General features: G+C 39.9%; 20 protein-coding genes. 11 read left to right on the forward strand and 9 right to left on the reverse strand.

What is annotated here, in order from left to right; genetic code table 11:
- The first annotated feature begins 13 nt into the window (after nucleotides 1-13).
- From truB to DFQ04_RS04520, 6 genes are all read left to right on the forward strand, one after another.
- The gene (gene truB, locus DFQ04_RS04495; protein ID WP_133553097.1) at nucleotides 14-697 is read left to right on the forward strand and encodes a tRNA pseudouridine(55) synthase TruB; all 684 of its coding nucleotides are present in this window, start codon (nucleotides 14-16) and stop codon (nucleotides 695-697) included.
- Nucleotides 684-1,607 carry a bifunctional riboflavin kinase/FAD synthetase gene (locus tag DFQ04_RS04500; protein ID WP_133553099.1) on the forward strand — a complete coding sequence of 308 codons (924 nt, stop codon included), beginning with the start codon at nucleotides 684-686 and terminating at the stop codon, nucleotides 1,605-1,607. The genes truB and DFQ04_RS04500 overlap by 14 nt, the downstream gene beginning before the upstream one ends.
- Nucleotides 1,608-1,619: 12 nt before the next feature.
- Nucleotides 1,620-2,315 carry a CoA transferase subunit A gene (locus DFQ04_RS04505; protein ID WP_133553101.1) on the forward strand — a complete coding sequence of 232 codons (696 nt, stop codon included), beginning with the start codon at nucleotides 1,620-1,622 and terminating at the stop codon, nucleotides 2,313-2,315.
- Between the two features lie 26 nt (nucleotides 2,316-2,341).
- Entirely contained in the window at nucleotides 2,342-3,001 is a 660-nt protein-coding gene (locus DFQ04_RS04510; RefSeq protein ID WP_133553103.1) for a 3-oxoacid CoA-transferase subunit B, read from the forward strand.
- 56 nt (nucleotides 3,002-3,057) lie between these two features.
- Nucleotides 3,058-3,399, forward strand: coding sequence for a gliding motility protein GldC (gldC, locus tag DFQ04_RS04515; protein ID WP_133553105.1), 342 nt, complete (start codon nucleotides 3,058-3,060; stop codon nucleotides 3,397-3,399).
- A gap of 319 nt (nucleotides 3,400-3,718) precedes the next feature.
- The gene (locus tag DFQ04_RS04520) at nucleotides 3,719-6,682 is read left to right on the forward strand and encodes a TonB-dependent receptor (RefSeq protein ID WP_133553106.1); all 2,964 of its coding nucleotides are present in this window, start codon (nucleotides 3,719-3,721) and stop codon (nucleotides 6,680-6,682) included.
- A gap of 313 nt (nucleotides 6,683-6,995) precedes the next feature.
- Here DFQ04_RS04520 and DFQ04_RS04525 read toward each other — a convergent pair whose 3' ends face one another.
- Complete coding sequence (locus DFQ04_RS04525; protein ID WP_133554354.1) at nucleotides 6,996-8,495, reverse strand: peptide MFS transporter; 1,500 nt, start codon at nucleotides 8,493-8,495, stop codon at nucleotides 6,996-6,998.
- 347 nt (nucleotides 8,496-8,842) lie between these two features.
- On the opposite strand from DFQ04_RS04525, the gene pckA reads away from it, so the two are divergent.
- Both pckA and DFQ04_RS04535 read left to right on the forward strand, forming a co-directional pair.
- Nucleotides 8,843-10,447 carry a phosphoenolpyruvate carboxykinase (ATP) gene (gene pckA / locus DFQ04_RS04530; RefSeq protein WP_133553108.1) on the forward strand — a complete coding sequence of 535 codons (1,605 nt, stop codon included), beginning with the start codon at nucleotides 8,843-8,845 and terminating at the stop codon, nucleotides 10,445-10,447.
- A gap of 122 nt (nucleotides 10,448-10,569) precedes the next feature.
- Nucleotides 10,570-11,007 carry a peptidylprolyl isomerase gene (locus DFQ04_RS04535; RefSeq protein WP_133553110.1) on the forward strand — a complete coding sequence of 146 codons (438 nt, stop codon included), beginning with the start codon at nucleotides 10,570-10,572 and terminating at the stop codon, nucleotides 11,005-11,007.
- A gap of 44 nt (nucleotides 11,008-11,051) precedes the next feature.
- Here DFQ04_RS04535 and DFQ04_RS04540 read toward each other — a convergent pair whose 3' ends face one another.
- Entirely contained in the window at nucleotides 11,052-12,614 is a 1,563-nt protein-coding gene (locus DFQ04_RS04540; protein ID WP_133553112.1) for a hypothetical protein, read from the reverse strand.
- Nucleotides 12,615-12,718: 104 nt separating this feature from the next.
- Between DFQ04_RS04540 and DFQ04_RS04545 the strand changes: the two genes are divergently transcribed.
- Nucleotides 12,719-13,318 carry a hypothetical protein gene (locus DFQ04_RS04545; RefSeq protein WP_133553114.1) on the forward strand — a complete coding sequence of 200 codons (600 nt, stop codon included), beginning with the start codon at nucleotides 12,719-12,721 and terminating at the stop codon, nucleotides 13,316-13,318.
- On the opposite strand, the gene DFQ04_RS04550 is transcribed toward DFQ04_RS04545, so the two are convergent.
- The 4 genes from DFQ04_RS04550 to DFQ04_RS04565 all read right to left on the reverse strand — a co-directional run bounded on the left by DFQ04_RS04550 (nucleotide 13,315) and on the right by DFQ04_RS04565 (nucleotide 19,149).
- Complete coding sequence (locus DFQ04_RS04550; protein ID WP_133553116.1) at nucleotides 13,315-14,022, reverse strand: TrmH family RNA methyltransferase; 708 nt, start codon at nucleotides 14,020-14,022, stop codon at nucleotides 13,315-13,317. The two genes, DFQ04_RS04545 and DFQ04_RS04550, sit on opposite strands and share 4 nt — an antisense overlap.
- A 21-nt stretch (nucleotides 14,023-14,043) precedes the next feature.
- Nucleotides 14,044-16,674, reverse strand: a complete 2,631-nt coding sequence (locus DFQ04_RS04555) for a DNA gyrase/topoisomerase IV subunit A (RefSeq protein ID WP_133553118.1) — start codon at nucleotides 16,672-16,674, stop codon at nucleotides 14,044-14,046.
- Nucleotides 16,675-16,752: 78 nt separating this feature from the next.
- Nucleotides 16,753-18,651: a DNA topoisomerase IV subunit B gene (locus DFQ04_RS04560; RefSeq protein ID WP_133553120.1), complete on the reverse strand. Its 1,899-nt coding sequence runs from the start codon at nucleotides 18,649-18,651 to the stop codon at nucleotides 16,753-16,755.
- Between the two features lie 6 nt (nucleotides 18,652-18,657).
- Complete coding sequence (locus DFQ04_RS04565) at nucleotides 18,658-19,149, reverse strand: DNA topoisomerase IV (RefSeq protein ID WP_133553122.1); 492 nt, start codon at nucleotides 19,147-19,149, stop codon at nucleotides 18,658-18,660.
- Nucleotides 19,150-19,375: 226 nt separating this feature from the next.
- Between DFQ04_RS04565 and DFQ04_RS04570 the strand changes: the two genes are divergently transcribed.
- Nucleotides 19,376-19,762, forward strand: a complete 387-nt coding sequence (locus tag DFQ04_RS04570) for a hypothetical protein (protein ID WP_133553124.1) — start codon at nucleotides 19,376-19,378, stop codon at nucleotides 19,760-19,762.
- Here the strand turns inward: DFQ04_RS04570 and DFQ04_RS04575 are convergent.
- Together DFQ04_RS04575 and DFQ04_RS04580 are read right to left on the reverse strand one after the other, a co-directional pair.
- Nucleotides 19,743-20,675 carry an ROK family protein gene (locus tag DFQ04_RS04575; RefSeq protein ID WP_133553126.1) on the reverse strand — a complete coding sequence of 311 codons (933 nt, stop codon included), beginning with the start codon at nucleotides 20,673-20,675 and terminating at the stop codon, nucleotides 19,743-19,745. The two genes, DFQ04_RS04570 and DFQ04_RS04575, sit on opposite strands and share 20 nt — an antisense overlap.
- A gap of 43 nt (nucleotides 20,676-20,718) precedes the next feature.
- Nucleotides 20,719-21,219, reverse strand: coding sequence for a YkgJ family cysteine cluster protein (locus tag DFQ04_RS04580; RefSeq protein WP_133553128.1), 501 nt, complete (start codon nucleotides 21,217-21,219; stop codon nucleotides 20,719-20,721).
- Nucleotides 21,220-21,282: 63 nt separating this feature from the next.
- Between DFQ04_RS04580 and DFQ04_RS04585 the strand changes: the two genes are divergently transcribed.
- Nucleotides 21,283-21,642 carry an arsenate reductase family protein gene (locus tag DFQ04_RS04585; protein ID WP_133553130.1) on the forward strand — a complete coding sequence of 120 codons (360 nt, stop codon included), beginning with the start codon at nucleotides 21,283-21,285 and terminating at the stop codon, nucleotides 21,640-21,642.
- Here the strand turns inward: DFQ04_RS04585 and DFQ04_RS04590 are convergent.
- Nucleotides 21,639-22,472 carry a CvfB family protein gene (locus tag DFQ04_RS04590; RefSeq protein ID WP_133553132.1) on the reverse strand — a complete coding sequence of 278 codons (834 nt, stop codon included), beginning with the start codon at nucleotides 22,470-22,472 and terminating at the stop codon, nucleotides 21,639-21,641. The genes DFQ04_RS04585 and DFQ04_RS04590 overlap by 4 nt on opposite strands.
- Between the last annotated feature and the right edge of the window lie 27 nt (nucleotides 22,473-22,499).

Below are 22,499 nucleotides of genomic sequence, written 5' to 3' on the forward strand. Positions count from 1 at the left end.
TTAACCCAACTCCATGCAACCCAATACCTACGGAGAAGTATTTCTAATCAATAAGCCTTTAGAATGGACTTCCTTTGATGTAGTCAAGAAGGTCCGAAATGCCCTTCGAATAAAAAAAGTCGGTCACGCCGGCACACTAGATCCCCTTGCTTCTGGATTATTGATTGTTTGTGCAGGCAAAATGACCAAGCAAATCGAGACCTTTATGGGGCAGGAAAAGGAATACACCGGAACTTTTGTGATTGGCGGAACTACTGAATCCTTTGATTTAGAAAAACCTATTATCAATAGTCAAGACGCTTCACATATTACGCTGGATCAAGTCATCTCAGCAGCAGCAAAGCTAACTGGGGATATTCTTCAGGTTCCTCCCATGCATTCTGCAATAAAAGTAGATGGAAAAAGAGTCTACGAAGCCGCAAGAGCCGGAAAAGAGGTAAAAATGGAAGCCCGACCTGTTCGGGTCAGAGAATTTGAAATCACTCGATTTGAAAACAATGAGGTAGATTTTAGGATTTCCTGCTCCAAGGGAACCTATATCCGAAGTTTAGCCAGAGATCTTGGAGAAATATTGGAGGTCGGAGCTTATTTGAAAGCCCTTTGCAGAACACGAATCGGAGAATTCAAACTTTCTGAAGCCAAAGAATTGTTGCCTTTAGTAGAGGAAATAAAAGCTAGGCCCAATGAAAATTTATGAAGGACTAGAAGGTTTTAAGCCTATTTCAAATGCCGTTGTCACCTCGGGCACATTCGATGGCGTGCATTTAGGCCACCAGAAGATCATTCAGCGAATCAGAGATTTAGCAAGAGAGATTCAAGGAGAGACCGTTCTTATTACTTTTTGGCCACATCCAAGACTGGTCCTTTATCCCAATGAGCACAACCTCCGACTTCTATCCACTTTTGAAGAAAAAGCGAATTTGCTCCGCCAATTGGGAATAGATCATTTGGTTACCATTCCTTTTACTCCGGAGTTTTCTCAGCTTTCTTCTGAGGAGTTTATCAGAAAAGTCCTTATCGAGAAAATTCAGACCAAAGTCCTGGTTATAGGATATGATCACCGATTTGGTAAAAACAGGGAAGGAAGCTTCGAGTACCTTCAAGCCAATAGTGAGGAATTCGGGTTTAAACTGGAGGAAATCTCCAGACAAGATGTAGATGCAATCGGAGTATCCAGTACTAAAATTCGGAAAGCCCTTGAATCCGGAGATATAAAAACCGCCACCTCCTACTTGGGACGACCATACGAATTGAATGGTTTGGTAGTGAAAGGACAGCAGATTGGCAGGTCGATTGGATTTCCTACGGCCAATATCCATATTCCCAATAGCTATAAACTTATCCCCCATGACGGCGTTTATGCAGTGGAGGCCAAAGTGGATGGGGTTCTTTACAAGGCCATGCTGAATATCGGAAACCGGCCAACGGTGGATGGCACAAGGAAGACCGTCGAGGCCCACTTATTTGACTTTCAGGGAGACCTTTACAATAAACTAATTACGATCTATTTCAAGGAGTTTATTCGTGAGGAAAAGAAATTTGGAAGCTTGGAAGAATTGAAAAATCAATTGACCCAAGATCAAAAAACAGCGAAATCAATACTATAAACCCAATTTGACATGATTAATAAAACTGTTTCCGGAGCAAAAGAGGCAGTGGCAGATATTCCAAACAATGCTTTCCTGATGATGGGAGGCTTTGGCCTAAGCGGAATTCCTGAAAACTGCATTTCAGCTCTTTTAGAAAAAGACATCAAGGGATTGACCATCGTTTCCAATAATGCCGGAGTGGATGATTTTGGAATCGGTTTGCTTCTAAAAAAGCGGATGGTCAAAAAAATGATTTCCAGCTACGTAGGAGAAAATGCTGAATTTGAGCGCCAGTTATTAAGTGGAGAGCTCGAAGTAGAACTAATCCCTCAGGGAACTTTAGCAGAAAGAGTGAGAGCCGGAGGAGCTGGAATTCCTGCATTTTTTACGCCAGCAGGCGTGGGAACAGAAGTAGCCGAAGGCAAAGAAATTCGTGAATTTGATGGGAAACTTTACCTGATGGAACGATGGCTCAAAGCTGATTTTGCCATTGTCAAAGCTTGGAAAGGCGATACAGCTGGAAACTTGATTTTTAAAGGGACTGCAAGAAACTTCAACCCGATCATGGCAGCTGCCGGAAAAATCACCATTGCAGAAGTTGAGGAATTGGTACCTGCCGGGGCCTTGGATCCTAATGAAATCCATACCCCTGGGATTTATGTTCAGAGGATTTTCCAAGGGGAAAATTACGAGAAGAGAATCGAGCAAAGAACCATCTCCAAGTAATCCATTCATTCCAAAAGCAAGCCCAAATGTTAAACAAAGAGCAAATAGCCCAGCGAATAGCGAAAGAAGTCCAAAATGGACAATACATAAATCTAGGCATCGGAATCCCTACCCTAGTAGCGAATTACATCCCGAAAAATCTCGACGTAGTTCTTCAGTCAGAAAATGGATTATTGGGAATTGGTCCTTTTCCTAAGGAAAGCGAAGTGGATCCCGACCTTATCAATGCAGGAAAGCAGACCATTACAATGGTTCCAGGATCAGTTTTATTTAATTCTGCCGAATCCTTTGCCATGATTCGAGGAGGACATGTGCATTTGACTATCCTTGGAGCGATGGAAGTTTCTGAAAATGGAGATATCGCCAACTGGAAAATTCCCGGAAAAATGGTCAAAGGAATGGGAGGCGCAATGGATTTGGTAGCTTCTGCAGAAAATATCATTGTCGCCATGCAGCATTGCTCAAAAGACGGGCAATCCAAGCTTTTACCTGAGTGTACCCTACCCATCACAGGAATTCGATGCGTGAAAAAAATCGTAAGTGACTTAGCAGTTTTGGAAATTTCTCCTGAGGGTGGATTTATTCTTAAGGAAAGAGCTCCGGGAGTAAGTGTTGAGGAAATCCAAACCAAAACTGCCGGAAAATTGATTATCGACGGACCAGTTCCAGAAATGAGTTTCAATTAATTTTACCCCAAGGAACCACAAGAAGAAAAAGTGGGTTTGTACCAAAAATCAAAAGAATGAAAAAATCAGAAATAAAGTTTCAGGTCGAATTAGACGAGAATAATCTTCCAAAAGCAATTAAATGGGATGCTTCAGATAAAGAAGGGGATGGATTTGAATCGACCCGAAGTATCAGTCTCAACGTTTGGGACAACTTGAATCATTCAACTTTACGAATTGATCTTTGGACTGAGGACATGTCAGTTGCCGAGATGAAGCGATTTTATATAGACATTATTGGCGGAATGGCCCAAACACTTTTGACAAGTACAGGTGATGAATATATGTCCGAAGAGATGAAAGACCTCTGCGATCGGATGGTCAAGCATGTCAATGAAGAGAACCAAAGAAACTCTTAATACTTAAAAATTTTAGGAAAGGCTTAGAAAATTCTAAGCCTTTTTTGTTTTGGAAAATTTAATTTTTGAAAAAGTTAATTTTTGGAATTTTTAATAAACGCTTATTTAGTTTGAACAATTTCCAATAGACCCTCCTAAATTTTTGATTTTTTAGGAAAAACATCCTCGGTTTCCATCAAATGGCTAAAAGTGTCCTTGAAAATCAATTTTATTTTTTCTTGGTATAAGAACTAGAAATGCGCTTTTTACTATAAATTTCGAGCAATTGGAATGCTAAAAAGCTTATTCAATCACCTTATAAAAAATCATAAAATAGCCTATGAGAAATTTTACTAGCAAAATCTGGTGCTCAGTATTAACACTGGCCTTCTTGGTTTCTTTTGGAACCTCCTCAGTGTTTGCTCAAACCACCATTTCAGGTACGGTAACCGACAAGGAAACTAAAGAAACTTTGGTCGGTGTAAATATCGTAGTGAAAGGAAAAGTAATTGGAACAATTACAGACCTTTCAGGAAAATTCACATTGAATGTGAATCAGGAGCCTCCATTTACCTTAATATTTTCAATGGTTGGCTATACCTCAACAGAGGTAGAAGTAACCGGTGGAGCCTCAAACATTTCAGTTGAATTGGAAGAATCCTCCATCATGGGTCAGGAAGTGGTAATTTCTGCTTCTCGCGTTGAAGAGAACATCATGAAATCACCAGTATCCATTGAAAAGATGGATATCATCGCTATCCGAGAAACTCCTTCAGCGACCTTCTACGATGCATTAAACAACCTGAAGGGTGTTGACATGATGACTCAAAGTTTGACCTTCAGAAGTGTAAATACCAGAGGTTTTGGATCAAACGGTAACGTAAGAATGGTTCAACTAATCGATGGTATGGACAACCAAGCTCCAGGCTTAAACTTCTCTGTCGGAAATATTGTAGGTATTTCTGAATTAGATCTAGAAAGCGTCGAATTGATTCCAGGTGCAGCGTCTGCCTTGTATGGTCCAAACGCCTTGACCGGATTACTATTAATGAATAGTAAGAGTCCTTTCCAATATCAAGGTTTAAGCGCATATGCTAAAACTGGTTTGATGAATGAGGAAGGAAGAGTAGATAACAATGGAGATAAATTGGGTGCTACTGGCTTTTATGATGTAGGAATCAGATATGCCAAGTCTATTGGAAACAAGTTCGCTTATAAAATCAATTTGAGTTACTTGAAGGCTCAGGATTGGCAAGCCAATGATTTTAGAGACCAAAGCTTATTGAATGGAAATGGTCTAAATGATGGTTCCCATGCAAATAATATTGGATACAACGGTGTAAACTCTTATGGAGATGAGACCAACGTGAATATGTATAACAGTTTGTTTGCAAATGGTCAGCCTGGAACTGGAGCTGGTGGAACTTCTCCTTTCTTAGGATTCATAGCTACTAATCAAATTCAGACTCCATTAGGTAGATTTACCTTACCTCAATTGACTGGACAAACTCCTCAGCAGTTGTTTAACCAAATGATTCCTGGCTCAACTGTGACTAACATTTCTAGAATTGGTTATTTGGAGAGAGATTTGGCAGATTACAATACCAAAAGCTTTAAAGGAAACCTTGCTTTACACTATAGATTTAATGATAAAATAGAGGGTATTCTTCAAGGAAACTATGGTACAGGTACAAGTGTGTACACTGGCGCTGATAGATATGCTCTAAAAGACTTCTATTTGTATCAAATCAAGGCTGAATTAAGAGGTGATAATTTCTTCTTAAGAGCTTATACTACCCAAGAGCGCTCTGGCGATGCTTTTGCGATAGGAACTACAGCTGCATTAGTTAATGAGGCTTGGAAACCTTCTACAACCTGGTATCCTCAATACTTCACCACATTTGGTGGTGGCTCCTATCAGATCTATGCTACAGCTTATTTAACTGCTATTTCTCAAGGAGCTACTCCTGCACAAGCTCAGGCAGCTGCAACTGCAGCGGTAAATTCAAATGTTGGAAACCTTCATGGAGCAGCAAGAGGTGTAGCTGATTCTTCTACTGGAAGTCCAGTAGGATTAGGAAGAGCAGATGTACAACCAGGATCAGAGGCATTTAATAATATCGTGTCTCAAGTAAAAGAAAATCCAATTCCAAGAGGTGGAAGGTTTGTTGACAAATCTAATATGTACCACTATGAGGGTATGTATAATTTTAAAAATGAAATCAAGTTTGCTGAAGTCTTAATTGGCGGTAATTACCGAGTCTATGACCTAAATTCTGAAGGCACATTGTTTGCATTGGACGAAAATGGCGAAGAGCAAAAAATAACCGAATTTGGTGGATATGTTCAGGCGGCTAAAAGTTTGATCAATGATAAATTGAAACTGACAGGCTCTTTGAGATATGATAAAAACGTAAATTTCAAAGGTCAGTGGTCACCTAGAGTATCAGGTGTATACTCTGCAGGAAACCACAACTTTAGAGCTTCTTACCAAACTGGTTTCCGTATTCCAACAACTCAGGATCAATACATTGACTTAGCTACTCCTCAAGCTAGACTAATTGGAGGTTTGCCTTTCTTTAGAGACAAATATGATTTAGTAGGTAAGTCATATACTCTAGAATCTGTCTTGGCAGGTAGTCCAAAATTGTATGAATTCACTGAATTCAAGCCAGAAAGAGCTGTAGTTTATGAATTTGGTTACAAGACCTTGATAGGTCAAAGAATGTTGGTAGATGCATCTTTGTACAATACCACGTATGAAAACTTCATCGCTGGACAGGTAATTGTAAAACCTACTGGCCCAGCAACTAGAGAAGTTTATTCTTTGCCTACCAATTTGGATGAAAAAATTAAGGCTTTTGGATGGGCCTTAGGACTTGATTATAAACTGGCTAAATCATTCAACTTAGGTGGTAATATCGCTTATAACAAGTTGAACGATAATGCAGGACTATCTAATGAGCAGATTGCTTTCAATACTCCTGAATTCAGATACAATGTTTCTTTTGGATATCGTGACAGCAAGAAAAAGCTTGGCTTCAATGTAGTTTGGAGATATCAGGATAGCTACTTGTGGCAGTCTTCTTTCGTAGGTCCAGCTGTTAGAGTTACTGAGCAAAGCGTAATGCCATCTTTCAGCACTCTTGACGCTCAATTGAATTACAAATTGAAGAGCATCAAGTCAATTGTGAAAATTGGCGGTACAAACATTCTCAATCAGTCCTACCAGTCTAACTGGGGTAACCCAACTATTGGAGCGATGTACTACATCAGCATCACCTTTGATGAGTTCTTGAATTAAGATTACAACTAACCACCAACCAAAAGCCATCCCAATTATGGGATGGCTTTTTCTTTTTTAGGAGTTTAAATACTATTCAAAAAAGACCTAAAGTGATTAAGCTTAAAAGAGTTCTCACTTCTTTCTTTTGGGATTGGTAGGGTGTTTTTAAAAGAATTTCAAGAGATTAAGTAAAGGTTTAATTCAAATGCCTTGGATAGGCAAACCTTAAATATGAAGAGTAAGAAATTCAATTTTATTACTGATAAGTCTCAAACCAAAAAAGGCTAACTCCATAGTGGAATTAGCCTTTTTTCAGTTGGTCTTAAGGTGTTCAATTCACCTCACCCATCATTTTCTTGAGAGTAGATTTAAGCAAGAATAGAACTATTGCAGAACCAACTACGGTATACACAATCATCATGTACTGATCCGGCATAGCTGCAATTCCCTCCTCTGTTCCCCCACTCGCTTCACCAGCAATCAATCCTGCAAAAAGATTACCCAAAGCAACAGAAAGGAACCAGATTCCCATCATTTGCCCTCCGTATCCATTTGGAGCTAATTTGGTAACCAAAGAAAGGCCTACAGGAGACAAACTCAACTCACCGAAGGTATGTAGCAAATAAGTAATGATAAGCCAGCTAGGAGCCGCTAATTCGCCTGATGCTGCAATCTTGGTAGCGAAATACATCACGAAAAAGCCTAAGCCCAAAAGCAACAAGCCAAAAGTGAATTTTAATGGAGAACTTGGTTCAAGATTCATTCTTCCTAGCCATACCCAAAGAGCTGCAAAAAACGGAGCAAAAATGATAATGAAAAGAGAATTGATAGACTGGAAATAACCGGTTGGGATATCCCAACCAAAGATAGTTCGATCGGTAAACCGTTCTGCAAACAGATTCAAGGTAGAACCCGCCTGCTCAAAACCTGACCAAAACATAGCGGAGAAAATAAACAGAATGGCAATCACACCAACCTTATTCTTATCTGCCTTTTGTAATCCTCCAAAGGCTATTACATATCCCAAATAACCAAAAGCAACGACTGCAATAACAGTTCCTGACGCTCCGGCGATTGAGGAAGCATCAATTGGAATAATTCCTGTAAAAAGGATACCAATCACCACGGCAAGTACGATTCCAATAGAAGAAGTTATCGTCTTCAATTTCTTTTGAGAGGTAATTTCTTTTTCAGTTTCTACCACAGGCTGATCTCCGAAACCTTCCAAGGATTTGCCAGTCAACTTATACTGAATTAGGCCAAAGACCATTCCTAATCCCGCAAGTCCAAATCCCAAATGCATATCATATTCTGCAACTGTGGAACAAGCAATTGGAGCGATGAATCCTCCCAGGTTAATTCCCATATAAAAAATCGAAAATCCAGCATCTCGCTTTGAACTTCCCGCAGGATACAACTGACCAACAATGGAACTGATATTTGGCTTTAATAAGCCCGTTCCCAATACGATCAATATCAAACCTAAAAAGAATGAATTGGTGTCTAAAGCACTCAAAGATTCCTTTGGTCCGGAAGAACCTATTATCCAATTTTCAATGCCTGGTAGAGCCATCATAAAATGACCTAGGGCAATAATAATCCCCCCATACCAAACAGATTTCTTCAATCCAAAAAGTCGATCAGCCAACCAGCCACCAGGCAAAGCCAGCAGATAAACGCCCATAGTGTATAGGCCATAAATTGCTCCGGCTGTTTTATCATCAAATCCCAAACCTCCATCGACAATGGCTTTGGTCATAAAAAGGATTAAAAGAGCCCGCATGCCATAATAGCTAAATCGTTCCCACATTTCTGTGAAAAACAAAGTCATTAGCCCTTTAGGATGACCAAATGCAGTCCCTCCTTTAAATTCTGAATTGCTTAAATTTTCCAAGGATTATACTTTTTTGGTGATATTAATTTTACAATGATAAATCTTTTTGGCTCTTGTTTCAAAAGAATTCCCTTAAGGAAAGCAATTGCTTTGTTTAGATTGAATTCGAGAAAATTCCACAATCCAATTCTCCAGAAAAAATAAGATGATTAAAATCAGAAGATTATATGGAATTCGCTTCGAAATCGATTGAAAAGCTAAATTTTGATGTTTTTTTAGCTTGACTTTGAGTTTCATTACTTAATTTTGTCCAGACAATTTTCAGTAAATAAACCCAAATCATTATGCAGAACCTCGTTCTGGAACCCCAAATCCTTTCTAATTCCTTTTCAAAAATTCAGACTTCAGGCAAAATTTTTCATAACCTGAGCCCTGCTGAATTGGTCGAACATGCATTAGCTAGAAAAGAAGGTAGCCTGACTTCCACAGGCGCATTCATGGCTGATACAGGTAGTTTCACGGGACGGTCTCCAAAAGACCGTTACATTGTTAGTAATGAGTTAACAGAGAATTCAGTTTGGTGGGGAGACATCAACATCCCTATTTCTGAGGAGTATTTTGAAAGGATTCTTCAGAAAATGGTAAAGTATCTTGAGGATAAAGACCTGTATACTCGGGATTCTTTTGCTGGAGCGGATACAGATTACCGGATGAACCTTCGTGTGATCAATACCTGGGCTTGGCACAACCTATTTTGCAACAACATGTTCCTCAGGCCAAATCAGGAAGAATTGAAAGAATTTGAACCTGATTTTACCATTATCTGCGCCCCAGGTTTTGAGGCTGATCCACAAGAAGATGGAGTCAAAAATCCAAATTTTGCGATCATCAACCTTTCAAAAAGGATGATTCTGATTGGAGGAACTGGGTATGCAGGAGAAATGAAGAAGGGAATTTTCTCAGTTTTGAATTTTATCCTCCCCTATCAGAAAAATGTGCTTTCCATGCATTGCTCCGCTAATCTTGGGGAAGATGGTGATACAGCAATATTCTTTGGGCTTTCTGGGACTGGAAAAACCACTTTATCTGCTGATCCAAAAAGATATCTAATAGGTGATGATGAGCATGGTTGGACAGAAAATTCAGTTTTTAATTTTGAAGGAGGTTGCTATGCAAAAGTGATTGACTTGAGCAGAGAAAAAGAACCTGAGATTTTTGACGCCATCAAATTCGGAGCAATTGTCGAAAATACAAGGTTCAAGAAAGGAACGCGGGAAATTGATTTTACTGATAAATCCGTAACTGAAAACACCCGTACCGCCTACCCAATTCATCATATCTCAAACGCTGTCGAGCCTTCCATAGCAGGTGTTCCAAAAAACATTTTCTTTCTGACCGCAGATGCTTTTGGAGTGATTCCACCTATTTCAAAACTGAATAAAAGTCAGGCTATGTATCATTTCATTTCTGGCTATACCGCCAAAGTCGCAGGAACTGAGATGGGAATCACGGAACCCAAGCTCACCTTCTCGGCATGCTTTGGCGCGGCATTTTTGCCACTTCATCCAACTGCCTACGCCAAGCTATTTGGGGAGAAAATGGAGAAAAATGAGGTAAATGTCTGGTTGATCAATACAGGATGGACTGGTGGTCCGTACGGAATTGGTTCCAGAATGAAATTAGCCTATACCAGGGCCATGATTTCAGCTGCATTAGAAGGCAAATTGGACTTTGCTCCTTTTGCAAAAGACCCAATATTCGGATTCGAAGTCCCCAAAATTTGCCCTAATGTTCCATCTGAAGTTTTGAGCCCAAGAAAAACATGGAACGATCCAGAAGGCTATGATAAGCAAGCCAAAGAATTGGCATTGGCCTTTGTCAAAAACTTTGAAAAGTTTAGAGAATACGCCTCAGAAGATATCCTTTCAGGAGCGCCAAAAGTCAGTTAATCAAAAAAAGGAGTGATAATCACTCCTTTTTCTTTTAAAAAGCCAAAAAAAACAAGTTCAAACCCTATTTTTGTGCCTCTTGAATTTTTACCTAGAAATTGGCCAAAAACAAATAACTCTTGATGAAAACAGCTGAAATTATTACCGAAAAAGGCACTATGAAAGTGGAGTTTTATGAAAAAGATGCTCCCAACACCGTTCAAAATTTTATTGACCTGTCAAAAAAGGGGTTCTATGACGGTTTAACTTTTCATCGAGTGATTCCAAATTTCGTGATTCAGGGTGGTTGCCCAATCGGAAACGGAGCCGGTGGACCAGGTTATAAAATCAAATGCGAATTGGATGGGGATAATCAATACCATGACCGTGGTGTCCTTTCCATGGCTCATGCCGGAAGAAATACAGGTGGTTCACAGTTTTTCATTTGTCATAGCAGAACAAACACCGCACACCTAGACAGAAATCACACTTGCTTTGGAAAGGTAGTGGAAGGCTTGGAAGTCATTGATGCCATCCGTGCAGGAGATAAAATTGAGAAAATTGTAATCCTCGAAGATTAATTAACCCAAATATCAGGTCTGCCTTAAAACATGGCAGACCTTTTTTATTTCTCTTTCAGCTCTTTCAAAATTTCTAAAATGGCTTTGTGGATAGTTGGCGCTGTCTCAGGTCCCAAAGAGTTTATTTCTCCGTAAGGTCTTTGCGATCTTCCATAGGTATAGGGCGGATCCACATCCCATTGACTTTTAGGTATGATATAACCTACCATATCATTGGACATTCCGGCAAAAAACTTAAAACTCCCTGGAGTTTGGCTTTGAATTGATGGGACTTCCAATGGTTCCATGGAAAAATCAGCACCTTCTGGATTTTCAATTCCTCCATGAAGAATTTCAGGGTACAACTCCCCAGGCACATGTACAAAGGTAGCAGGCCCCAAAGTCCAGGCGGAAACTTCTGAACGAATAGTTTTCCATGCAATAAAACCCCGATCAAAAATCCCCAAGTAAGCAGCTAAATGAAACAAACCGTTGTCCATTTTTAAGTCAATAGTCTTTGCTCTGATCGATAAATCCAATTCGGAAAATTGAGTTAAGCTGGAATCCTGAAGAAGTTCGAGCGTAATTTTTGCCAATGCCTTTCCCTGTGCCATCATTTTCTCCGGACTTTGCTTTTGGAAGTTTTCTCCAGAAAAAGGGTCTGTAACAGTCATTTCGGGATGAGTAGTCATCAATCCTCCAATTGCCCCATTCATAAAAATCGCTACTCCGCCTAAACCATCAAGCTTTGTCGAATCGGAAGTATCAAGGCCATTTTCCACAAATTCCCTCCAAGGACTTGCAAAATCAGAACTGATCTGAATATTCTCCGCCCAGAGAGTTTCCGGATGATTTCCCCAATTCATGATGGTTCCAAGAGTTTCATCAGATTCCCTATCAATTACCTGCATCAGACGGAGGCTAGGGTCATAAACATGGGGCATTCGCGTATCGCCCACCAAGGGCTTTAAACTTTCACTTTCCTCGGCAAATCTAATTTTAGCAGGTTTTTTAGCTAAAATAGCTTGAGCAACTGCCTCCTTGACTCCTTCCTGAACTTGAGTCAGGTATTCTGGATATACTCCTCTAACATATTCTGAAGGACCCCAAATTCCCATTAAATCCGGAGAAGAATGAACATGTGTACTCTGAATGATTACATAATCCAATTCAGGGAAAGATTCCTTAATCAACTTCCTTGTGGCTATTACTTCATCATTCCCAAAGCCAATCATATCAATTACAGCCACAGCCATGATGACGTCACCTGATTCCAAAACCATCGCTCTGGCCCAAAGCGGATCTAAAATCCCTTGTGCAGGTCGGGAATTATGAAAACCTGCAAGCCAAATCGCATCAAATTTTCCGTTATCGTTTGAATCCTCGTAGGTATCCCCATCCTCTGGATTGTATCTCGAATCTCCATTGGCATCCGTCCAGGTTTCAAAAAAGCTGGGAGTAATATTCACTTTTGAAAATCCAGCTTTCAAAATCTGCTTTGGACTCTTTAAAGAAATATCAATCCCATAACCAGAGTGCCTGTCTCTAAATCTATAAATACCCAAACCGATACCGATTAAAACCAAGAGGGAAACTAAGATGGATAAAGCTAGAAGGGCCTTTTTCATGTAGGATTAAGATTGATGTCCATAAACTACTAAAAATGAATCAATTCATATATCCCCTTTTCTGGAATGAAAATTGAACAGTTGGTTTCCCCAATTGCATCCTTATGAAAAAAAACTATCTACTTACAATTTTCATTCTTGGATTTTCCTTTTCCACTTTTGCTCAGCAGTATGGAACTGCACTTGGTCTTAGACTAGGCAATTCGGATTTGAATAGAACCTTGGGGCTTTCAGTCCAACAAAGGGTAGCACCAAAAATCACTTTGGAAGGAATTATCCAAACAGATTTTTCTAGAAATTCCACTACCTCAATTTTGGTGGAAAGACATCATTCACTTTTGTCCAAAAGATTCAATTTTTATTACGGCGGAGGTATGGCTTTTGGATCTGAAGAAAGCTTCCAGAAACGTCCAGAAACCAAGGAAATCATCCATACTTATGGAAATCAAACCTTGGGAATTGATCTGATAGGCGGAGTGGAATTAGCTCTTGCTGGAGCAGTGATTTCTTTAGATTACAAACCAAATATCAACTTGACGGGTCGGGAGGAATTTTATCGTGGGCAGATTGGGATTTCTGCCAGAACTATTTTGGTAAAAAGTAAAGACCAAAAAAAGAAGCAAAGACAACGTCAGAAAGCTAAAAATGCCAGAAAACAGTCCTCTTCTAAAACGACATTTTCAGATTGGTTCAAAAAGGATTAAGTCGGGTTATTTTGCTGCCAATACAACTTTTCATGGATATCCGATCTCTTGACAATTTCCCGATACCACTTCATCCTTAACTTATTTTTTTCTTCATCACTTAGGTAAAAATCGGGGTTTTTGAATTCTTTAGCCTTTTTTATTAAGTCATAAAGGAATATCGAAGCGGAAACCGAAATATTGAAACTTTCGGTAAAACCCAACATAGGTATATGGACCAAGCCATCAACCTTTTCCTTTACCTCCTCAGAAATCCCTTCGTGCTCATTTCCAAAAACTAAGGCTAATTTTTCATGGGCTTTTAATTCATGAATTGAAATAGAAGAAGCATCCGGGCTGGTTCCGTAGATCTTGTATCCTTTTTCTCTCAAGGAACTAAAGCAAAGCTCTACTGATGAGGAATCTTTTGAATAATACTTATGCAAATCCACCCACTGAGAAGCGCCACGTGTGACATAAGGGTTGATCTTATAAGTATTCGTCTTTTCGATCACATGCATGTCTTGGATTCCAAAGCAATCACAAGTTCGGATCACGGCACTAGCATTGTGGGGCTTATAGATATCCTCCAAAACCACCGTAAAAAATCGGGTTCTATTTTCCAGCACCTTTTCCATTACCGATTTTTTATGCTCGGTTATGTATTGGCCCAAGTAATCTAGGAGCCCTTGGTCAAATTCTATTTCTGGTTCTTTTTTACTCATTTTAAAAGAAAATTGGGGCTTTTAGAAAAGCCCCAATTGTTCGTCATCTTCCTTCTTTGGAGTAAGGTCAATAGTGCTGCCAATTTCCAATTCATCTTCAGTTTCCTCCTCAGAATCGTCGACAGTATCTTCTTCTTCATTTTTAGATGAAATTGAAGACTTCTCCGATTCTATAAGTTGAATTTCTTTGACAGGATTTGAACTTAGCTTATTCCCAATTGCCTTCCAGCCTTTCACATCGATCAGCATTTCCAAATCATACTCCATCACCTCTTCTTCTTTACCTTTAAGCAAAGTGATGACGACTTGAGCAGCAGGATCCGTGGTAGCAACCTTGAGGTAAGATTGCTTATGATCGGTTATGAAATTAAAGCGCTTATTAAGCGTGGTGGTCTCGATTAAGAATCTTTTGACAAAATAGGATTTACTTCCACCGTCAAAATATATGGCTGAGATTACTTTTTGAGCATCAAACTTCTCAATGAGCAAAACATCCGATGGTTCGTATCGATTGGTCAACTCAAAGCCTGTCAATTCGTAATCCCCATTTTTATAGCAAATCAGGATTTTATCATCACCGAGGAAATTACCAATTAACTTACCTCTTTGATCGGTATTCAATCTGCCCACAGAAGGATCATAATAAACATTCAATCCTCCCAGAGTAGATACCCCTTCCATCTTGAATTGAATTTTTCGAACAGGATATTTGGTCAAAATATTTCCTCCTGCATTCCTTCCCTTGATTTCAATTTCACTGAAGTCAAAGTCAAAAACCTTGATTCTGGCTTTTGCTCCTTGGGTAAGGTAAACAGTAACAGTTTCGGCTTCTCCGTTTGGATTTGCAGTTAGGTAAAGAACTTTTGATCCTTTGGTTCCTTTAGTCAAGTCGTATTCTTTGTCCCTGGTAATCCCTCCTACCTGGAAACGCTTGACCATGGTTCTACCCGAAGTGCCATCCAGATAAATCAGGTTATAAGTCATCCTTTCGTCGTTCTTTCTGAAGACCCCTACAAAGAGAATATCCTTACCCATAAAGAGTTTTTCCTGAATTTTGGAGACTACCATTTTTCCGTCTTTGCGGATGGCAATGATATCATCCAAATCAGAGCAATCGCAGATGAATTCGTCCTTCTTCAAACCAAAACCCACAAAACCATCTGCTCTATTCACATAAAGCTTGGCATTGTTGGCTGCAACAACTGCAGCCTGTATCGTATCAAATGCACGGATTTCGGTCTTTCTTTCTCTTCCCTTTCCGTATTTATCCAAAAGGTTTTGATAATACTTGATGGCATATTCGGTCAGGTGCTTGAGGTTGTAATTGACTTCCTTGAGTTCTTCCTGAAGTCTTTTCATCAACTCATCCGCCTTGAATGTATCGTATTTAGAAATCCTCTTGATCTTGATTTCAGTAAGTCGAATCAAATCTTCCTGAGTGATTTCCCGATAAAAATCAGGTTTGTAAGGATCCAAACCACGATCAATAGCTTCTAAAACCGCTTCCCAAGTGGTACATTCTTCAATGTCCCGGTAGATCCGGTTTTCTATGAAGATTTTTTCCAAGGAAGAGAAAAGAAGCTTTTCCATCAATTCCCCTTTTCTAATCTCTAATTCCCGCTTTAGAAGGGCCTTGGTTTGCTTGGTGTTGTATTCTAGAATTTGGTTGACCGTCAAGAAGACAGGCTTTTCTTCAATGATCACACAGGCATTGGGAGATATGGAAACCTCGCAATCTGTAAATGCATAAAGCGCATCTATGGTGACATCCGGCGAAACCCCAGGAGCCAATTGAATCTGAATTTCAACATCCTTGGCGGTATTATCTACCACCTTCTTGATTTTGATTTTTCCTTTGTCGTTGGCTTTAAGAATAGAATCAATCAAGGAATCAGTGGTTGTCCCGTAAGGGATTTCCTTGATCAGCAAGGTTTTGCTATCCTCTTCTTCTATTCTTGCGCGAACTTTGATTTTTCCGCCTCTGTGTCCTTCCTGATAGTCAGAAAAATCAGCCAATCCACCAGTAAGGAAGTCCGGTAAAACATTCGTTTTGTTTCCTTTTAGGATTTCAATTGACCCTTCGATCAATTCAATGAAGTTGTGGGGAAGGATTTTGGTAGAAAGTCCAACTGCGATCCCTTCTACCCCTTGAGCGAGAAGAAGTGGAAATTTAACCGGCAAGGTGATGGGTTCTCTTTTTCTCCCATCATAGGAAAGTTGCCATTCAGTAGTCTGCGCGTTGAAAACTACCTCAAGGGCAAACTTGGAAAGTCTTGCTTCAATGTATCTAGCGGCGGCTGCACCATCACCGGTTCGGACATCTCCCCAGTTCCCTTGAGTCTCAATTAATAAGTCTTTTTGACCCAGATTCACGATTGCGTCTCCAATCGAAGCATCCCCGTGTGGGTGGTACTGCATGGACTGGCCGATGATGTTGGCAACCTTGTTAAATCTACCGTCATCCATTTCCTTCATCGCATGAAGGATTCGGCGCTGTACAGGTTTCAAACCATCTTCTATGGCAGGCACAGCCCGCTCCAAAATCACATAGGAAGCATAGTCCAAGAACCAATCTTTGTACATCCCGGTGACAGGGACGGAATCATGCAAACTTTCGTCTGCACCATCGACTAGGTTATTTTCGTCACTCATTTAGAATTCATTTTTGATGTGGGAATAAGGAAATCCTTCCTCCATGATCAAGAATTGATAAGAAAATATTTAGTGTAATCAGGCTGCTTCACTTTCCTCTTCCTCTTCAGCCTTTTTAGGGTCATCCAATGCCAAATCTTTCTCAATTCGAAGATTATCGATGATAAAATTCTGGCGATCTGGAGTATTTTTCCCCATGTAAAACCCAAGTAAATCCGAAATTTTGGTCTCCTTGTTGAGGATAATTGGATCTAATCGGATTTCCTCACCGATAAAGGTTCCAAACTCTTCCGGAGAAATTTCTCCCAATCCTTTGAATCGGGTAATCTCAGGCTTCCCGCCCAGTTTATGAATGGCTCGCTGTCTCTCTTCGTCTGAATAGCAATAAATCGTTTCCTTTTTATTCCTTACTCGGAAAAGAGGTGTATCCAGAATGAATAAATGGCCATTCTTTACCAGATCAGGGAAAAACTGTAGGAAATACGTCATGATTAACAGACGGATATGCATTCCGTCTACGTCAGCATCCGTAGCGATTACGATTTTTCTATAGCGAAGATTTTCTATTCCATCTTCGATATTCAAAGCATGCTGAAGCAGATTAAACTCCTCATTTTCATACACAACCTTTTTGGTCATGCCGTAGCAGTTCAAAGGTTTTCCCCGAAGAGAAAAAACTGCTTGAGTTTGAACATCCCTTGATTTTGTGATTGATCCAGAGGCAGAATCTCCCTCGGTGATGAAGAGCATGGTATTGTTTTTCACATCCTCATCCCCTTTCGAATCATCATAATGTACCCGACAATCTCTTAGCTTTTTATTATGAAGATTCGCCTTTTTAGCCCGCTCATTGGCGAGCTTTTTAATGCCTGAGATTTCCTTCCGCTCCCGCTCAGATTGAAGAATTCGCTTGAGCAATGCATCAGCTGTAGCTGGATTTTTATGGAGATAATTATCCAACTCCGTTTTGATGAAGTCGTTGACAAAAGTCCTTAAGGTCGGGCCATCTGGGCCAACACTCTGGGAACCTAGTTTGGTTTTGGTTTGAGATTCAAAAACTGGTTCCTGAACCCGAACTGCAATCGCAGCTACCACAGATTGTCGGATATCTGAGGAATCGTAATCTTTCTTATAAAACTCCCTTACCGTCTTGACAATCGCCTCTCGGAAGGCTGCCAAGTGGGTACCGCCTTGGGTGGTATATTGACCATTGACAAAGGAATAATACTCTTCACCATAACTTCCTGAGTGGGTTATGGCCACTTCGATATCATTTCCTTTGAGATGAATGATCGGGTAGCGGATACTTTCTTCATCAATTTTATTGGAAAGCAAGTCATAAAGACCTTTATCAGAGAAAAACTTCTTCCCATTAAAATTGATAGTAAGCCCAGCATTTAGATAGGCATAGTTCCAAATCTGATTTTCTAGATACTCAGGAATGAAATGGTAATTCTTAAAAATACCGGAATCCGGAGTGAAAATGACTTTGGTTCCATTTCGTTCAGAGGTCTTTTCAATCGCAGATTCTGAGATCAAAACCCCTTTTTCAAATTCGGCAACTTTGGTTTCTCCATCCCTAAAAGCCTGAACTTTGAAGTAATCAGAAAGCGCGTTTACAGCCTTGGTACCTACACCATTTAATCCAACTGATTTCTGAAATGCTCCTGAGTCATATTTACCTCCAGTATTGATTTTAGACACGCAGTCAATCACCTTTCCGAGTGGAATACCACGACCATAATCACGAACTTCTACTTTGTGCTCAGATATTTTGACTTCTATGGTCCTTCCAAACCCCATCATGTGTTCATCGATGGAATTATCCAAAATCTCCTTTACCAAAACATAGATCCCATCATCTTGGGCACTTCCATCTCCCAATTTTCCGATATACATCCCAGGACGGAGCCTGATATGCTCTCTCCAATCCAGAGATTTGATACTATCTTCTGTATACTTAACTGGTTCTGCCATAGTTTTTTAACTGCGCTGTACCGATTTGAATTTTCCAATAAACAAAAGAAACAAGCCAACAACCCATACCAGCAAAAGCACTGGCATCAGGTAAAACCAAAAGTTAAATTCACTTGCTGCAATTACCTCTTGGTTATTGATTGAGTGTATGTAAAAGACCAAAAGGCCAAGGCTTAAATTTAAAATTCCTCCGAAAGAATAAAACCAGGTAAGAAAATAATCCCGATAACTATCTCCTACCGGAAAAATCCTGTGAAGCTTTTTATTGGATTTAGTTTCAAGGGATTTTGGAGGAAAAAGAACCACAAAGTTCAGAATAATAAATCCTCCTATCATGCCATAAAAAAAGGCATCTCGACTCCATGTCCTTGCTAAATCCCCATTTGAATCGAATCCGACTCCTACTTGATCAGGGAGTGCTGAATAGAAATAAAGTAGGAAGAAGATAAATGCCAGAATACTCAAATAGTAGAAGGCCTTGCCAAATCTGTAGTACATGAATTAATTGGATTGAACGTGCTAATATAACCTATTTGAGCAAACCAAAAGGGTAAATCCCGAGTTCTAAATGCGGCAATTTCTGACAATTCGGAGGTTTTTTTTCACAAAGCTGTGAGTCTCAACAACCTTTCTTTGAACAAAAGGAATCGAAAAGAATTCCTCGACTTAAGTTTAGAATGCCAAGTAATTTCAGCCGATCTTTGGCCTTTCAAAAAAGTAATTCATGAAGCGATCAATATTCTATTTAAGTATCCTTTTCAGTTTGATTTTGAGTTCTTGCAGTGCCCCGTTGGATGCAGGCAAAATAAACCTTGAAAATTGGAAGGCAGACCGTTACGGGTGCAAGGGACTTAGAATACAGGATTTGGAAGAATTGGAAGCCATAAAAAACACATTTTTAGGAGCTGATAACCAAGCGATAATCAAGACTTTTGGAAGGCCAGATCGTGTGGATTTGATGGACAAAAGCCAAAGTTTTTTCTTTTACTTTCTTGAGCCTAGCAAGGAATGTGAAGGGGTAGAAATAGAAAAAGAACCCTTACGAGTTCTTTTTCGGCTAAATGCTATCAGTAAAGTTTCTGAGGTAACAATTACAAACCTGAACCCATAAAGCAAAGCGCAGCTGCACCAAGAGTTCCGGCATTATTTTCAAGTGTCGCTTTCCTCAATTTAAGATCCTTCACGTAGTAAGGAGTCAAATATTTTCTGGTGTTGTATTCAATGGTCGGCATCATAAATTCCAATCCTGCTGAAATTCCTCCTCCAAAGTAGACATCCGTCACGTCCAAAATTCTTATGGATGAAACAATCGCTTCACTTAGGATCTCTGCTACTTCTTTGAAAACCATCAAAGAAACCTCATTACCTGCTTTTGCAGTATCTACAAGCAAGTGAGTTCCCAATTCTTTTCCTACAAGTACTCCGGCTTTTTCAGGATAAGCTGTGACTAGATTATCCATGATTTTTAGGATTCCATTTCTACCTACCAAGGTTTCTAGACCTGCATTTCCTCTGGAAAGCATATGTCCCATCTCCAGCGCATTACCTCTAGATCCTTTGAACACTTGTCCATCTAGAACCAAAGCGCTTCCGATTCCGGTACCCATGGTGATGAAAAGGAAGTTTTCAGCTACTTCTCCCTGACCAAAATAGAATTCTCCAATGGCCGCCGCCGCTGCATCGTTTTCAAGGAAAAACTCGTGGTTGGGGTACTTTTCCAGCAAACTGGACTTGAGTGGGAAATTATTTAAATCCTGAATGGCTGGAATCTCCAAAGGTGTCATTCTGTCCTTGGTAATCATCCCGGGAAGTCCAATTCCGACTTTTTCCACATTGGGATATTTTGCCAGGTATTTTCCGATGATATCTACGAAACAGGGTCCAAAACCAGCAGGATTTTCTCTATGGGTGGTGGTATCTTCTTTTTGGAAGTCAAGCATATTGCCTTCCTTATCCACTAAGCCGATCTTAAGATGAGTTCCCCCCACATCCACTCCCAAAAACTGAGTATCCGTTGACTTCATTGTTATTTATAGGTTTGATTGTCAAAAAAGCAAAACTATTGGTTCACTTCCTATATTCTTTGCCGATCTCGTAAAAAATTTTGTGAACAGCAGGACAGACCAGGGTATTTTTTAGAGATAATTCCAAAATACCCAGCATATTCTTTCGATCGGTATGGGGATATTCCCTGCAAGCTTTCGGTCGGTCTTCGTATACCAAGCACTTATTATCCGCTCCAAGAAAAGGGCAAGGGGCAGTTTTCAACACATAATCCCCGTCTTCATCCCGATATAAATATTCCTCCATGAATTGGCTGCTTTTCATTCGAAAAACCTTCGCCAATCGATCAATATCAGTCTGTATAAAAATCGGGCTGGTGGTTTTACAGCAATTTGCACAATCCAAACAGTCAATCTGCTGAAAAGCTTCTTCATGAAGCTGATGAAAAGTAGCGTCCAGATTCTTAGGCTTACTTTTTTTCAGCCTTTCCTTAAGCTTTTTATGGGCAGGAAATTCAGACTTGCTTTCCTTTCCAAATTTCTCCAAATCTACCGTTGAATTCACAAGCTATTGAATTTCAAATTATTAGAATTATAAGTATCTTAAAGGGAGATAAACCCAGTTGTTATGAAAATTCACCCCTCAGAGCTTTATTTCTATCACAGCTCGCTTCAGCCCATCGATAAGCAAACCAAGGCTTATGCGAAATCCATCACTCAATTTGTCAATGAAATTGATTTGATGAAAGAAAATATTACTGCCACGCAATGGGATCAAATTCTCATAATGCTAAATCTCAGGCCAAAAGATCTCTTAAATAGAGCTCATCCTGACTATCAAAACCTGATCGCAGGAAAAGAATGGGATGAAGAAAGCTGGCTCAATATTCTAGTTCGATATCCTCACCTGATTAAATCACCAATTGCGATTTTCAAAAACAAAGCTATCCTCTGCAAAACTCCGACGGATATTTTGAAGCTTGATTAATCCCGATTTAAGGAGATTCCGTTTTCCTGTATCAAGATTTCCCTTGCTTTGTACAATTGTCCAATGCACTGTTTAAAGTGCTTTTTGCTCATGCCAAGAATAGCCTTGATTTCTTCAGGGTCAGATTTATCATGAAGGGGTAAAAACCCTTTTTCATCCAAAATTTGAAGGATTTTTTCTGCGCCTTCTTCGTATTTGACTCGTCCAGTGGGAAGCAATTGCAAATCTAACTTACCGTCATCCCTTCTTTTTTTGACGAATAGTTTTTTCCTTTCTCCTATCTCCAGAGGCTGGAAAACTTCATTGGCGTACAATAAACCCTCATAACGATCTTCCAAAAGCACTTTATACCCCAGGTCAGTTTTGTCAAAGATCAATCCTTCACATTCATTTCCCGATTCATAATCTTTAGGCGCCGGGTAGATAAATTCTCTATACTTACTTACTCCGATAAGCCGATTAGAACGGTAATCCACGCAGACACGAATCAGATATTTTTGCCCCGCAATCATGGGTTTTCCCATTTCTGCATTGGGAACAAAAAGGTCTTTGGGAAGTCCCCAGTCCATAAAAGCCCCGAATTTGGTAACCTCTTTAGCTTCCAAAACCGCAAATTCATCTAAGATTGCCAGAGGTTTTTGGGTAACAGCAACAGGTCTATCCTCGCTGTCTGTATAGATAAATACTTCTATTTCATCCCCCTCTTTCTCTTCACCGAGAAGATAACCTTTGGGTAAAAGCACTTCTCCCCCATCCGATAATGCCAAGTAGGCACCAAAATCTGTAAATCGATTGATCGGGAGTTTGCTGATTAGGCCGAGTTCTTTCATAGTCCAAAGGTATAAAGATTAATCCGA

Origin of the sequence: Algoriphagus boseongensis (assembly GCF_004362805.1) — a bacterium.
Lineage (GTDB): Bacteria > Bacteroidota > Bacteroidia > Cytophagales > Cyclobacteriaceae > Algoriphagus > Algoriphagus boseongensis.